The organism is Microbacterium zouquanmingi (genome assembly GCF_052266695.1).
GTDB lineage: Bacteria > Actinomycetota > Actinomycetes > Actinomycetales > Microbacteriaceae > Microbacterium.
In genome coordinates, this window is the sequence record NZ_JBQPQZ010000005.1 from 60469 (window position 1) to 74420 (window position 13952).

Annotated in this window: 13 protein-coding genes and 1 tRNA gene; 10 read left to right on the forward strand and 4 right to left on the reverse strand. The window is 65.3% G+C overall.

Annotated features, from left to right (window positions below; all coding sequences use genetic code 11):
• Positions 1 to 50: 50 nt before the first annotated feature.
• Both ACTU6U_RS11760 and ACTU6U_RS11765 read left to right on the forward strand, forming a co-directional pair.
• Complete coding sequence (locus ACTU6U_RS11760; protein WP_443469298.1) at positions 51 to 1148, forward strand: COX15/CtaA family protein; 1098 nt, start codon at positions 51 to 53, stop codon at positions 1146 to 1148.
• A 45-nt stretch (positions 1149 to 1193) separates the two neighbouring features.
• Entirely contained in the window at positions 1194 to 1616 is a 423-nt protein-coding gene (locus ACTU6U_RS11765; protein WP_443469299.1) for a hypothetical protein, read from the forward strand.
• On the opposite strand, the gene ACTU6U_RS11770 is transcribed toward ACTU6U_RS11765, so the two are convergent.
• Entirely contained in the window at positions 1562 to 2482 is a 921-nt protein-coding gene (locus tag ACTU6U_RS11770; RefSeq protein ID WP_443469497.1) for a heme o synthase, read from the reverse strand. The genes ACTU6U_RS11765 and ACTU6U_RS11770 overlap by 55 nt on opposite strands.
• A gap of 202 nt (positions 2483 to 2684) precedes the next feature.
• On the opposite strand from ACTU6U_RS11770, the gene tkt reads away from it, so the two are divergent.
• From tkt to pgl, 6 genes are read left to right on the forward strand one after another with little or no spacing between them, the layout of a single operon-like run.
• Positions 2685 to 4787: a transketolase gene (tkt, locus tag ACTU6U_RS11775; protein ID WP_443469300.1), complete on the forward strand. Its 2103-nt coding sequence runs from the start codon at positions 2685 to 2687 to the stop codon at positions 4785 to 4787.
• Complete coding sequence (gene tal, locus ACTU6U_RS11780) at positions 4784 to 5896, forward strand: transaldolase (protein WP_443469301.1); 1113 nt, start codon at positions 4784 to 4786, stop codon at positions 5894 to 5896. Before tkt ends, tal begins: the two co-directional genes overlap by 4 nt.
• Positions 5893 to 7500 carry a glucose-6-phosphate isomerase gene (locus ACTU6U_RS11785; RefSeq protein WP_443469302.1) on the forward strand — a complete coding sequence of 536 codons (1608 nt, stop codon included), beginning with the start codon at positions 5893 to 5895 and terminating at the stop codon, positions 7498 to 7500. Before tal ends, ACTU6U_RS11785 begins: the two co-directional genes overlap by 4 nt.
• Positions 7501 to 7527: 27 nt before the next feature.
• Positions 7528 to 9075 (forward strand): glucose-6-phosphate dehydrogenase, encoded by a 1548-nt coding sequence (gene zwf, locus ACTU6U_RS11790; RefSeq protein ID WP_443469303.1) that lies wholly within the window; start codon positions 7528 to 7530, stop codon positions 9073 to 9075.
• Positions 9072 to 10007 (forward strand): glucose-6-phosphate dehydrogenase assembly protein OpcA, encoded by a 936-nt coding sequence (locus tag ACTU6U_RS11795; RefSeq protein ID WP_443469304.1) that lies wholly within the window; start codon positions 9072 to 9074, stop codon positions 10005 to 10007. Before zwf ends, ACTU6U_RS11795 begins: the two co-directional genes overlap by 4 nt.
• Before the next feature lie 5 nt (positions 10008 to 10012).
• Positions 10013 to 10792, forward strand: coding sequence for a 6-phosphogluconolactonase (gene pgl, locus ACTU6U_RS11800; protein ID WP_443469305.1), 780 nt, complete (start codon positions 10013 to 10015; stop codon positions 10790 to 10792).
• On the opposite strand, the gene ACTU6U_RS11805 is transcribed toward pgl, so the two are convergent.
• Positions 10786 to 11781 (reverse strand): DMT family transporter, encoded by a 996-nt coding sequence (locus ACTU6U_RS11805; protein WP_443469498.1) that lies wholly within the window; start codon positions 11779 to 11781, stop codon positions 10786 to 10788. The genes pgl and ACTU6U_RS11805 overlap by 7 nt on opposite strands.
• Before the next feature lie 61 nt (positions 11782 to 11842).
• Between ACTU6U_RS11805 and def the strand changes: the two genes are divergently transcribed.
• Both def and ACTU6U_RS11815 read left to right on the forward strand, forming a co-directional pair.
• Entirely contained in the window at positions 11843 to 12409 is a 567-nt protein-coding gene (def, locus tag ACTU6U_RS11810) for a peptide deformylase (RefSeq protein WP_443469306.1), read from the forward strand.
• A 6-nt stretch (positions 12410 to 12415) separates the two neighbouring features.
• The gene (locus ACTU6U_RS11815) at positions 12416 to 12949 is read left to right on the forward strand and encodes a septum formation family protein (protein WP_443469307.1); all 534 of its coding nucleotides are present in this window, start codon (positions 12416 to 12418) and stop codon (positions 12947 to 12949) included.
• Positions 12950 to 13005: 56 nt separating this feature from the next.
• On the opposite strand, the gene ACTU6U_RS11820 is transcribed toward ACTU6U_RS11815, so the two are convergent.
• Both ACTU6U_RS11820 and ACTU6U_RS11825 read right to left on the reverse strand, forming a co-directional pair.
• Positions 13006 to 13078, reverse strand: a tRNA-Asn gene (locus ACTU6U_RS11820).
• Positions 13079 to 13173: 95 nt separating this feature from the next.
• On the reverse strand, positions 13174 to 13950 hold the full coding sequence (locus tag ACTU6U_RS11825) for an ATP-binding cassette domain-containing protein (protein ID WP_443469308.1): 777 nt from the start codon (positions 13948 to 13950) through the stop codon (positions 13174 to 13176).
• Positions 13951 to 13952: the final 2 nt, after the last annotated feature.

Genomic DNA, 13952 nt, shown 5'->3' on the forward strand with positions numbered 1-13952 from the left:
CCCTGACATCCGGGCCGTGTCCGTGTGTCCAGGCGCGGACCGGAGGACACATGCCCGAGATCGTCGCCCCCGATGTCCGTTCCACTCGAAAGGGACAACCATCGGCCGTCATCGGTCGTCCGCTGCGCGTGTTCGCCTGGCTGTCGTTCATCGCCGAAGTGATCATCATCGGCACCGGTGGCGCCGTGCGCCTCACCGGATCGGGACTCGGCTGCTCGGATTGGCCGCTGTGCACTCCTGAATCGCTCGTGCCGATCTACGAGGTGCAGGGAATCCACGGTCTCATCGAGTTCGGCAACCGCACCATGACCGGACTCGTCGGCATCCTCGCCATCGCGGTGCTGCTGCTCACTCTGCACGCGGTGGGCGGGCGCCGCTCGTTGCGGGCGGCACTGTGGTTCGCTCTGGCTGGCATCGTCACGGGCCTCGTCTCCTATGCGGTGGCCCTGCTGTTCACCGATGAAGCCTTCCCGTTCTTCACGCTCGGCCTGATCCTGGTCACGATCCTGGGTGCCGTGCACTCGCTGCGAATCACCTCCGCCCGTCGTGATCTGACGACACTGGCGTGGATCGTGCTGATCGGCGTCGTCGCACAGGCCTTCGTGGGCGGCATCACTGTGCTGACCGGGCTCAATCCGTTCATCGTCGGGTTCCATTACGCCTCCTCGCTCGCGCTCGTGTGCGTGACCGCGGCTTTCCTCGTGCGCATGAAAGAACCTGATGTGCAGCGCGTCAGCGTGGTTCCGCACTGGTTCGCTGGGCTCTCGCACCTGACGGGCCTCGCCCTGGCTGCCACGATCTTCTTCGGCGTGCTGACGACCGGCTCCGGCCCGCACTCCGGCGACGCCAACGTCATCAGGGACGGCTTCGACGCGACCGTGCTCGCGCACGTGCACTCGTGGCCCGGGTACATCCTCGCGGCGCTCATCGCCGCCCTGGTCATTTCGGCCTGGGTGCTGCGATTGCAGCCGCGATACTGGCTCATCACGCTTGCGATCGCTGTGGGCGTGCAGATCTTCGTCGGCGTCTGGCAGGCCCGGGAAGGGCTGCCGGCGCTTCTCGTCGGCATCCACATGGTTCTCGCGGCGCTGTCGGCTGCGGCGTACACGGTCGTCGTCCTTCGGCTGAAGCGCCCAGCCCGCCCATAGCGCGCACATCGCGTCTGCATCAGAAGACTGTGGATGCTGGCGGGCATGAAGAACACGTCGCTCTCGCGCAGCATCCCTTACTGGCTTCTCTTGGCGCTCTCCCTCGTCGCCGCGTTCGTCGGCGGCTGGCTCGTCTTGGACAACACGAGCACGATGCAGCGGACCCTTCTCGACGGCAGCGCGACCAACATCGAGGTCTACGTCGGACAGGCGTGGATCACAGCCGGCGCCGCGGTTCTCGCAGCGGGCATCATCGGGGCCCTGCTCGCACTCGGCCTCGCGGCGGTGAGGGCCGTTGTGGCCTCGCCCACTCCCGCGACTTTCGAAGAGAGCGACGGAGGCGCTGAGATCGAATTCTCAGCGCCAGAAGAGGCGTCAGAGCTCGAAGATACGTCAGAGCTCGAAGAACCGGATCAGAACGGCAGCAGCGGGTCGATCGCGACCGCCACGAAGACCAGCGTCAAGTAGGTGATCGATGCGTGGAACACACGCATCGGACGCGGATTCGAGCCTCGCACCGCCTGGTCATACAGGCGGTGCGACTCGTAGATGAACCAGCCGCCGAAGACGAGAGCGGAAACCGTGTACACCAGCCCCATGTCTGCGACGGGGATCAACAGCAGCGAGCATGCCACGGTGGCCCATGCGTAGAGGATCACCTGGAGGCCTACCTGGGACGCGTTGCGGGTCACACCGAGCATGGGAACGTCCGCGCCGGAGTAGTCATCGCGGTACTTCATCGACAGCGGCCAGTAATGTGCCGGAGTCCACAGGAAGATGAGCACGAAAAGCACGATGGCGGGCCATGCCACGTCGCCGGTGACAGCAGACCAGCCGATGACGACGGGGAAGCATCCGGCGATACCGCCCCAGATGATGTTCTGCTCGGTGCGGCGCTTGAGGATCAGCGTGTAGATCACGACGTAGAAGAAGATCGCGGCGACCGAGAGCGAAGCAGTCAACAGGTTGGTCGTCGCGAGCAGCCAGAGGGTCGATGCGACGGCGAGCACCCACGAGAAGATCAGCGCAGCGCGCGGCGTGACCTGACCGGTGATGATGGGACGGTTCTGCGTCCGATGCATGTGCGCATCCATGTCGCGGTCGATGTACATGTTGAACGATGCGGCAGAACCGGCACTCATCGCGCCGCCGATGACCGTGGCGAGCACGAGCCAGAGATTCGGCATGCCGCCCGCAGCGAGGAACATGACAGGCACCGTCGACACAAGCAGAAGCTCAAGGACACGCGGCTTCGTCAGTGCGACATAAGCCTTGATCGTCTGACCGATCGGCTTCTTCACCGCCGTCGGCTGGGACATGGTCGAGATACCGATCGCCTCCTCCGCACGCGCTGTGACAACTTCTCCAGTCTAATGCAGGCTATCTGCACTGGTATGCAAGAGAACGAAATGTCGTATCGAGACCATCGGCACGACGCTAAGCTGAAAATCACTCGCGCGCCCGGCGCTGTGCATTTGTCCCCGACGACGCGGAACGCTATGGAATCGGGCGCCCTCGTAAGTTGTTGGAAAGGGCATGACCGTGACCGAACTGCAGTGGGAAGAGATCGACCGACGCGCCGTGGATACCGCGCGAATTCTTGCGGCGGATGCCGTGCAGAAGGTCGGCAACGGTCACCCAGGCACCGCGATGAGCCTCGCGCCTGTTGCGTACCTGCTCTACCAGCGGGTACTCCGCCACGACCCGAATGACACCGACTGGCTGGGCCGCGACCGATTCGTCCTCTCGGTCGGCCACTCCTCGCTCACCCAGTACGTGCAGCTCTACCTCGGCGGGTTCGGCCTGGAGCTGAGCGACCTCGAAGCGCTGCGCACCTGGGGATCGCTCACGCCGGGTCACCCTGAGTATGGCCACACCAAGGGCGTGGAGATCACCACCGGCCCCCTCGGCCAGGGGCTCGCTTCCGCGGTCGGCTTCGCCTATGCCGCACGCTACGAGCGCGGTCTGTTTGACCCCGAGGCAGTCGCGGGCACGAGCCCGTTCGATCACTTCGTATACGTCATCGCCGGCGATGGCGACCTGCAGGAAGGCGTCACCAGCGAGGCTTCCTCACTGGCCGGCCACCAGCAACTCGGCAACCTGATCGCGATCTACGACTCGAACCGGATCTCGATCGAGGGCGACACCGACGTCGCATTCACCGAAGATGTCGCTGCCCGCTACCGTGCGTACGGCTGGCAGGTGCTCGAGGTCGACTGGACTCGCACCGGCGCTTACATCGAAGACGCTCAGGAGCTCTTCGACGCGATCGAGACGGGCAAGGCAGAGACCGAGAAGCCGACCCTGGTCATCCTCAAGACGATCATCGGCTACCCGGCTCCGAACAAGGCCGGCACAGAGTCGGTGCACGGCAACGCGCTGGGTGCCGACGAGGTCGCAGCGACCAAGGAGGTCCTCGGATTCGACCCGAAGAAGAGCTTCGTCGTCGAGGACGCCGTCATCGCGCACACCCGCGAACTCGCCTCACGTGCGGCAGCGGCTCGTGCGGCCTGGCAGGCTGACTTCGACGCCTGGGCAGCTGCGAACCCCGAGAACAAGGCTCTCCTCGACCGCCTCGAGGCACAGGCGCTGCCCGAAGGCATCGAGAAGGCCCTCCCCGCGTTCGAGGGCGGCACCGAGGTATCCACGCGTGCAGCATCCGGCAAGGTCATCAATGCCCTCGCCCCCGAGCTTCCCGAGCTGTGGGGCGGATCCGCCGACCTCGCAGGATCCAACAACACCACCATCGCCGGTGCGAAGTCGTTCATCCCCACCGAGTGGACGACCAACGAGTGGTCGGGCAGTCCTTACGGCCGCGTGCTGCACTTCGGCATCCGTGAGCACGCGATGGGAGCGATCCTCAACGGCATCACGCTGCACGGCAAGACCCGCTCCTTCGGCGGCACGTTCCTGATCTTCAGCGACTACATGCGTCCCGCTGTCCGCCTGGCTGCGCTGATGAACATCCCGAGCATCTTCGTGTGGACGCACGACTCCGTCGCACTGGGCGAGGACGGCCCCACCCACCAGCCGATCGAGCAGCTCGCAACGCTCCGCGCGATCCCCAACTTCACTGTCGTGCGCCCCGCGGACGGCAATGAGACGGCAGCCGCGTGGCTGGAGATCCTCCGTCGCCACGGGGGCCCGACCGGTATCGCCCTGACCCGCCAGAACGTGCCGAACTTCGTGCGTGGTGAAGGCGCAGCATCGGGTGACGCATTCGCGTCGGCCGACAACACTGCCAAGGGTGCGTACGTGCTCGCTGAGGCTCCGAGCGGCACCCCGGACGTCATCCTCATCGCCACAGGATCCGAGGTGCAGCTCGCGGTGGCCGCTCGGGAGACGCTCGCCGGCGAGGGCATCAACGCTCGCGTCGTCTCGGCTCCGTCGCTGGAGTGGTTCGACGAGCAGGATGCTGCGTACCGCGAGTCCGTCCTGCCGAAGGGCGTCAAGGCCCGTGTCTCGGTCGAAGCAGGCTCCGCCCTCACCTGGCGTGGCATCGTCGGCGACACCGGCCGCTCCATCGCAATCGATCACTTCGGCGCATCCGCCGATTACAAGACCCTGTTCCAGAAGTTCGGCATCACCGCCGAAGCCGTCGTCGAGGCGGCCCGCGAGACCATCAAGGAGAACGCATGAGCACCCCCACCTCTCAGCTTCACGACGCCGGCGTCAGCATCTGGCTGGACGACCTCTCGCGCACCCGCATCAACTCCGGCAACCTTGCCGAGCTGATCGAATCCCGAAACGTCACGGGCGTCACCACGAACCCGACGATCTTCGCGAACGCGATCACCGATAAGAACGACACGTCGTACGACGCGCAGGTCGCTGAGCTCGCGGCCTCCGGTGCGACCGCAGAAGAAGCAGTGTTCGCCGCGACCACGCAGGATGTCGGCGCAGCGCTCGACGTCTTCCGCCCGGTGTGGGAGGCCTCCGGCCACGTCGACGGTCGCGTATCGATCGAGGTCTCCCCCGACCTCGCGCACGACACCGACGGCACCGTCGCGCAGGCGAAGGAGCTGTGGGCCAAGATCGATCGCCCGAACCTGCTGGTGAAGATTCCGGCCACCAAGGCGGGACTTCCGGCCATCGCGCAGGCGATCGGTGCGGGCATCAGTATCAACGTCACGCTCATCTTCAGCCTGGAGCGCTACGCGGAGGTCATCGAGGCTTACCTCACCGGCCTTGAGACTGCCAAGGCCGCCGGCATCGATCTGTCCACGATCGAGTCCGTTGCATCCTTCTTCGTCTCTCGCGTCGACACCGAGACCGACAAGCGCCTTGCAGTGATCGGCACCGATGAGGCGCTGGCACTGAAGAGCAAGGCGGGCCTTGCAAACGCACGTCTCGCCTACGAGCTGTTCGAGAAGACGTTCGCCGGCGATCGCGCCACGGCGCTTCTGGACGCCGGTGCGAACCTGCAGCGCCCGCTGTGGGCCTCCACCGGTGTCAAGGATCCCGCCCTCCCCGACACGCTCTACGTCACCGAGCTGGTCGCCAAGGGCGTTGTGAACACCATGCCCGAGAAGACTCTCGAGGCAACCTTCGACCACGGCGTCATCGGCGGCGACACGATCACCGCAGGCTACGAAGAGGCCCGCGACGTCTTCGTGGGCCTGGAGAAGGTCGGCGTCGACTTCGCCGATGTCACCCAGGTGCTCGAGGACGAGGGCGTGGCCAAGTTCATCGATTCCTGGCATGACCTGCTCACGCAGGTAGCAGAGGGTCTCAAGGCTCAGCGATGACTATCTCCATCCATGCCTCCGGTGCGGCCAAGGCCGCCATCGAAGACGTTGTTCCGCACCTCGTCGACGAACTCGTCGCCTCGCGCCTCACCGCCTTCGATTCGACCCTGTGGGGTGCAGATGCTCAAGAAGAGGCATCCAAGCGCCTGGGCTGGGTCGAGGCTGTCTCGCTTTCGCGCCCGCTCGTGGCCGAGATCGTCGCTCTGCGCGACGAGCTTCGCGCCGCGGGCGTGCGCCGCGTCGTGCTCGCGGGCATGGGTGGATCCTCTCTTGCACCCGAGGTCATCGCCCAGACCGCAGGTGTGCCGCTGACCATCCTCGATTCGACTGCCCCCGGCCAGGTGCTCGCGGCGCTGGATGAGAAGCTGGCCGAGACAGTCCTGGTCGTGTCGTCGAAGTCGGGCTCCACGATCGAGACCGACTCGCAGCGGCGCACCTTCGAGACGGCGTTCCGCGACATCGGCATCGACCCGGTCGGGCGGATCGTCGTCGTCACCGATCCCGGCTCTCCCCTGGACATCTCCGCACGCGAAGCCGGTTACCGGGTCTTCAATGCAGACCCGAACGTCGGCGGCCGCTACTCGGCACTCACAGCGTTCGGCCTCGTGCCCTCTGGACTCGCCGGCGTCGACATCGACGAGCTCCTCGACGAGGCCGAGGCGACGCTGCTGCAGGTGGCCATCGACCAGGCGGATAACCCCGCACTTCGGCTGGGAGCGGCGATCGCCGCAACACAGCCGCGGCGTGACAAGCTCGGTCTCGTCACGGACGGCACCCACATCGTGGGGCTCCCGGACTGGATCGAGCAGCTGGTCGCAGAATCGACGGGAAAGAACGGCACCGGCATCCTGCCCGTCGTCCTCCTGCCCGTCTCGCCTGAGCTCGACGAGCTGCCGGTCGATCTGCAGATCGTGCGCCTGGTCGATGACGCGAACCAGTTCCACCTCAGAGAACGCCACCAGGGCGAGATCCTCGTCAGCGGCTCGCTCGGAGCGAACTTCATCGTGTGGGAGTACGCCACGGCGATCGCTGGCCGACTGCTCGGCATCAACCCCTTCGACCAGCCCGATGTCGAATCCGCGAAGGTCGCCGCACGCGGTCTTCTCGACTCCCGCCCCGAGGCTGTCGCCCCGGCATTCGTCCAGAACGGAATCGAGGTGCGCGCATCGGATGCCGCACTCACCGAGTCGGGCGACATCGAAGCCGTCATGGATGCGCTGTGGGCTCGTCTTCCCGAAGACGGCTACGTTGCGATCCAGGCCTACGTGAATCGCATCGAGATTCCGCAGCTCCAGGGTCTGCGAGAGCTGGTCGCCGCTGATTGCGGACGACCGACGACGTTCGGCTGGGGCCCGCGCTTCCTGCATTCGACCGGCCAGTATCACAAGGGCGGACCGGAGCAGGGAGTCTTCCTGCAGATCCTCGAGCGCACCGACGTCGACCTCGAGATCCCCGGGCGTCCGTTCACCTATGGTCAGCTCATCCAGGCTCAGGCGATCGGTGACGCAGCAGTACTCGCGGAACACGGTCGCCCTGTCGTGACGTTGACCATTACGGACGACTCAGCTGACGTACTCACTCTTTTCGAAGCCGCCCAGAAATAATCCTTCCACCTGGAGCATCCCCCACCGATGACCGTTCCCGTATCACGCGGCCACAACCCGCTGCGCGACCCCGATGACCGCCGTCTCAATCGAATCGCAGGACCCAGTGCCCTGGTGATCTTCGGTGTGACCGGCGACTTGTCCCGCAAGAAGCTCATGCCGGCGGTCTACGACCTCGCCAACCGTGGCCTGTTGCCACCCGGGTTCGCGCTCGTCGGGTTCGCCCGGCGCGACTGGGAGGACCAAGACTTCGCGAAGGTGGTCTACGACGCCGTCAAAGAGCACGCCCGCACCGAGTTCCGCGAAGAGACCTGGCAGCAGCTCCTGCAGGGCATCCGTTTCGTCTCCGGCGAGTTCGACAACCCTGAGTCGTTCGCGAAGCTTCGCGAGACCGTCGAGAGGCTCGACGTCGAACGAGGCACGATGGGCAACCACGCCTATTACCTGTCGATTCCGCCGAAGTCCTTCCCGCTAGTTGCCAAGCAGCTCAAGGAATCCGGCCTGGTCGGCGACGACCGCGGTGACGACCAGTGGCGTCGCGTCGTGATCGAGAAGCCTTTCGGCAACGACCTCGAATCCGCACGTGCACTGAACGAGGCTCTCGAGGTGGCATTCCCTGCGGACTCGATCTTCCGCATCGACCACTATCTCGGTAAGGAGACGGTCCAGAACATCCTCGCGCTGCGCTTCGCGAATGCGCTGTATGAGCCGATCTGGAACCGCAACTTCGTCGACCATGTGCAGATCACGATGGCCGAGGACATCGGTGTCGGCGGACGGGCCGGATACTACGACGGTATCGGCGCCGCCCGCGACGTGATCCAGAACCACCTCCTCCAGCTGCTCGCACTCACGGCGATGGAAGAGCCCATCAGCCTCTCCGCCGAGAACCTGCGCGCAGAGAAGGAGAAGGTCCTCGCGGCGGTGAAGCTCCCAGAAGACCTGTCTCTTGCCACCGCCCGCGGGCAGTACGCAGGCGGCTGGCAGGGCGGTCAGCAGGTCGACGGCTTCCTTGAAGAAGACGGCATGAACCCGGCCTCGATCACCGAGACCTACGCGGCCATCAAGCTCGAGATCGCCAACCGTCGCTGGGCTGGTGTGCCGTTCTACCTGCGCAGCGGAAAGCGCCTCGGCAGGCGCGTCACCGAGATCGCTGTGGTGTTCAACCGGGCCCCCGAGCACCTGTTCGGACGCGGCAATGCCGCTGAGCTCGGCCAGAACGCACTGGTCATCCGCGTCCAGCCCGATGAGGGCGTCACGATCCGATTCGGTTCCAAGGTTCCTGGCACCGGCACGAACGTGCGCGACGTGACGATGGACTTCGGCTACGGCCACGCCTTCACCGAGGCCAGCCCAGAGGCATATGAACGCCTCATCCTTGACGTGCTGCTGGGAGACCCACCTCTGTTCCCCCGCCATGAAGAGGTCGAGCTCAGCTGGAAGATCCTCGACCCGGTAGAACAGTACTGGGCCGGCGAGGGCGGCCCTCTGGAGCAGTACGCCCCCGGTTCCTGGGGCCCGGAATCCGCTGACGCGCTTCTTGCCCGCGACGGACGAGTTTGGAGACGCCCGTGATCATCGATCTTCCCGACACCACCGTCAGCAAGGTTGCAAAGCAGCTCGTGAAGGTGCGTGAAGAGGGCGGCGCAGTCGCCCTCGGCCGCGTACTGACACTCGTCATCTCGGCGCGCAACGGCGTTGCAGAGGCGGCGATCGACGCGGCCAACGATGCGTCGCGCGAGCACCCGATGCGCGTCATCGTGGTGACCACAGGCGAAGGCGATGCGCACATCGATGCGCAGATCCGCATCGGCGGAGACGCCGGGGCGAGTGAGGTCATCGTGCTGAGGGCCTACGGCGACGCAGCGAGCAATGAGGAGAGCCTCATCACCGGGCTGCTGCTTCCCGACGCACCAGTTGTCGCATGGTGGCCCGATGAGGCTCCTTCCGATCCGGCATCTTCTCCGCTAGGAAAGATCGCGCAACGTCGTATCACCGATGCCGCGACCACACCCGATGTGCGCGATCGGCTCTCCCTCCGGGGGCGCACCCACGCACCTGGCGACACAGACCTGGCATGGACTCGACTCACGCACTGGCGTGAGCAGCTGGCCGCAGTTCTCGACCAGCCCCCGTTCGAGGCCGTGACTGCGGTCGACGTGCGAGGCGCTGCCGGATCGCCGTCCACCGCCCTGCTGGCAGCATGGCTGCAGCTGGCGCTGCAGGTGCCGGTTCGCTGGTCGTATGAGGACCCAGAGCTCTGGTCCGAGGGAATCAAGTCGGTGCGTCTCAGCCGTGCGAGCGGCGACATCCTGCTGGAGCGCACCGAGCCCGGCGTGGCGGTGCTCACCCAGCCCGACCAGCCCGATCATGACCTGGTGCTCCCGCGCCGCACACTGCGCGAGTGCCTTGCCGAGGAGCTGCGCCGGCTCGACCCCGATGTGCTCTACGGCCGTGTGATCACCGCGGGCTGGGAGCAGCTGGGGCCACCGGAGGCGGTAGCCTGAAGCGCATGGAAGCAGGATCCGCTGAGAAGCTCGTCGTCGTCGAGCCGACTCCGGCAGCAGTCGCTGCCCGAGTCGCCGACCGGTTCCTCACCAGGGTGAAGGCGCGCACTCGCAATGGTCGCATCGCCCATATCGCCCTCACCGGTGGGTCGATGGGACCGGCGGTGCTGCAGTCCGTGGCAGCGCATGCGAAGGTTGCGCAGATCGACTGGTCTCTGGTGCACTTCTGGTGGGGCGATGAGCGTTTCGTCGCCCGAGATGCTGCCGATCGAAACGCGTTGCAGTCGCGAAACGCGCTCTTGAACCACATCTCTGTTCCTGCCGAGAACGTGCATGAGGCCCCCGCGGCCGACAGCGGTCTGACCCTCGATGAGGCTGCCGCCGCATACGCGGCAGAACTCGCCCGGTTCGGCACGGAGGATGAGCCATGGCCGTCATTCGCGGTGTGCTTCCTCGGTGTCGGACCCGACGGTCATATCGCATCGCTCTTCCCCGATCGCACGGAAGTCACTGAAACGGATGCCTCGGTGCTGCCGGTGCGCGACTCTCCGAAGCCGCCATCGGAGCGGATAACCCTCACCCGGCCCGTCATCAACTCGTCGAAGCGCGTGTGGCTCGTACTCACCGGGGCAGACAAAGCCTCGGCGCTCGGGCTCGCGCTCGCGGGTGCGAGCTATACGAACGTGCCTGCGGCGGGTGCCAAGGGCCGCAAGCGCACGATCTTCTTCGTCGATGAGGCCGCAGCTGCTGAGGTCGCCGAGGACCTCATCGATCAGGCCTACTGACCGTTCTCGGGGCTCGTCGACGATCCCGGCGTCCCGTTGCTTCCGCGCGTGATCCCGAGATCCTGACTGTCGCTGAGCACCTGCGGGTGGTACCGGGCGAGTCCGACCACTCCCCATACCGCGACAGCCCCGATGACGACGAACGCCACCATCGCCCATGCGGGCGCTGCTGCCGCCTCGCCGAGCACGACGATGCCGATGATCACCGCGACCAGCGGGTCGACGACGGTGAGGCCGGCGATGACGAGGTCCGGTGGGCCCGAGCTGTAAGCGGTCTGCACGAAGTATGCGCCGACGATCGTCGCCGCGATGAGCGCGACCACGCAGACCAGGGTCAACCAGTCGAAGTTCTCGGCCTGCACGCGCTTGATGATCGCCTTCGCGAGGGTCGCGACGAATCCGTACAGGACGCCGGCGCCGATCACGTAGAACAGGGCCCGCATCCGGTGCCGCAGAATCAGCCAGCAGGCCCCGAGAACGACGATCACCAGTACCAGGGCCGCGAGAATGACAAAGAGGTTCTGGGTCGTCACGTCCTTCTCTGTGGCGAAGATGGCCGCGAGGAACACGAACAGGAAGATACCGCCAACGCAGGCGATGATCGACGTCACGGACTTCCTCGTCGGAGAGTGCCCCGACACACGCGCATTCAGGAGTGTGGTGATGACCAGAGCGATCGCCCCGAGAGGCTGCACCACGATCAGAGGAGCAACCGCGAGAGCCGCGAGCTGGAAGATGATCGCGAGGCCGAGCAGCAGCGTGCCGATCAGCCATGACGGCCGAGTGAGGAGCCCCTTGACCTGGCGTGCGCTGAGCCCCGTCGCACCGTTCGCACCGCTGAGTCGTTCGACTTTGGTGACGCCACGATGCTGATACTGCGCGCCGAACGACATGCAGACGGCGCCGGCGAGAGCGAGCGGAATGCCCAGAAGGAGGGCGGGGTTCTGGAAAGCCCCGACCAGCTGATCGCTGACTTCATCAACTGACATCCACACCTCGGGGCTCACACTAAAACCCTACCTGCCTATCCGCGGACAGTAGTGTTGTGGCGTGGCTGTTCTTCCGATTCGCATCATGGGCGATCCCGTCCTGCACTCCCCCGCATCCGAAGTCGATGAGATCACGGATGAGATCCGCCTGCTCGTCGGCGACATGTTCGAGACGATGGATGCCGCTCCAGGCGTCGGACTCGCGGCCCCGCAGGTAGGTGAACCGCTGAGGATATATACCTACGCGTACGTGGACGACGATGACCAGCCGTGGCGCGGCGTGATCATTAACCCGGTGCTGTGGATGTCGCCGCCCGAGCCTGGGTCTCCCGATCCCGACGAGGAGTCCGAGGGCTGCCTGTCCGTGCCGGGCGAAAGGTTCCCTCTTCGCCGGGCGGATCGCGTTCTGGTGACGGGGATCGACCTCGACGGCACAGCAGTGCGCATCGAGGTCGATGGCTGGCGCGCGCGGATCATGCAGCACGAGTTCGATCATCTCGACGGCATTCTGTACATTGACCGGCTCTCTGACAGCGACTGGAAGACCGTTCAGAAGATCGCGCGCAAGCGTGGCTGGGGACGGCCGGGCGCGCAATGGATGCCCGGTGTCGACGACCTGGAAGGCTGACCCCTGATGCACACGAAGCACCGAATCGCCATAGTGGGATCGGCTCTCGCGCTGAGCCTCGCACTGAGTGGCTGCAGCATGCTGGCGGCCATCACGGGTGACGGCAGCGATCCCCAGCGGAACGCAGATAACCAGGTCACTGAAGATGCGCGCATCGACATCTTCTCGCTGTCGGTGGGTGACTGCATCCCCGCGTTCGACTCGGCCGGCGACATCACTCAGATCGACGTGGTGCCGTGTGCAGATCCCCACAGCGACGAGGTGTTCTTCGAGTTCGAACTCACGACCGACCACCTGCCCGCCGAAGAGGAGATTCTGACCGAGATCGAAGCGCAGTGCGTACCGGCTTTCGCTGACTTCGTCGGCGTGGACTATTTCGAATCAGCCCTCGCACTCCGGTGGATAACTCCGACGGACGAGACCTGGACCCAGGCAAACGACCGCCTGATCCAGTGCATGATCTACGACCCGGACCCGGAGGACACGACCGGGATGACAGCGCTCGACGTGACCGGGTCATTCAAGGGCGCGGCGCGCTGAGCTCTCCCGCTCAATGAAGAAGGCCCCATCCACAGGATGGGGCCTTCTTCATGCTGCTCCCCGAGTTGGACTCGAACCAACAACCTGCCGGTTAACAGCCGGCTGCTCTGCCAATTGAGCTATCGGGGATTATGCTTCGTCGCCGAGGCAACTCCACAATCCTAGCAAACTCCCACGCCCCTCTGTGACATCGACGGGCCCGGTCGGGCGTGTCGTGCTGCCGGTCACCAGCCGGGCGAATCAGCTTGCGCGCCCGGCACCCACAGTAGGTCTTTGCCGACCCCTCTGGCCACCACGTGGCCGCCGCGCAGCATCAGCGTCTCCGCATCGAGTTCCCGGATGAAAGCCGCATCATTGGTCACCATCAGCGCGCCCATCCCCTCTTCCTTCCGGCGACGGGTGATCGCGTCGAACACCACCGGTCTCACTTCGAGGTCGAGATTGGCAAGCGGCTCGTCGGCGATGAGCACCTTCGGCTCCAGCACGAACGCTCGCGCAATGGCCACGCGCTGCCGCATTCCCGCGCTCAGCTCATAAGGGAACTTCGCCGCTGTTCCCAGCGGCAGGTGCATCTCATCGAGAAGTGTGGCGACGCGGATGGAGAGAGCTCTGCTGTTCACACGCTTCTCGCGAATGAAGATCGGCTCGGCGATGACCTCGCTCACAGTGAGCGTCGGAGGAAGATCGGCCCCGGCCGCCTGAGGAATGTACCCGGTCAGGTACGTGAGCTCGCGGTGACGGCGCCCGGGCTTTCGGATGTTCACACCGCACACTTCTGCATGTCCGCCCACCACGCGCACAGAGGGATCAGTCGATCCGGCAAGAGCTGCGACCAGAGTCGATTTTCCGGAGCCGGTAGGGCCTGCAATGCAGATGAGCTCTCCGGGGGGCAACGCGAATGTCACGCCGTCGACCGCGCGGGTGGGTGCGCTGTGCCCGATCCGATCGATGACGAGGTCGGAGCAGTCGATCACATTCGGAGAGTGAGGTCTACGTGACATTA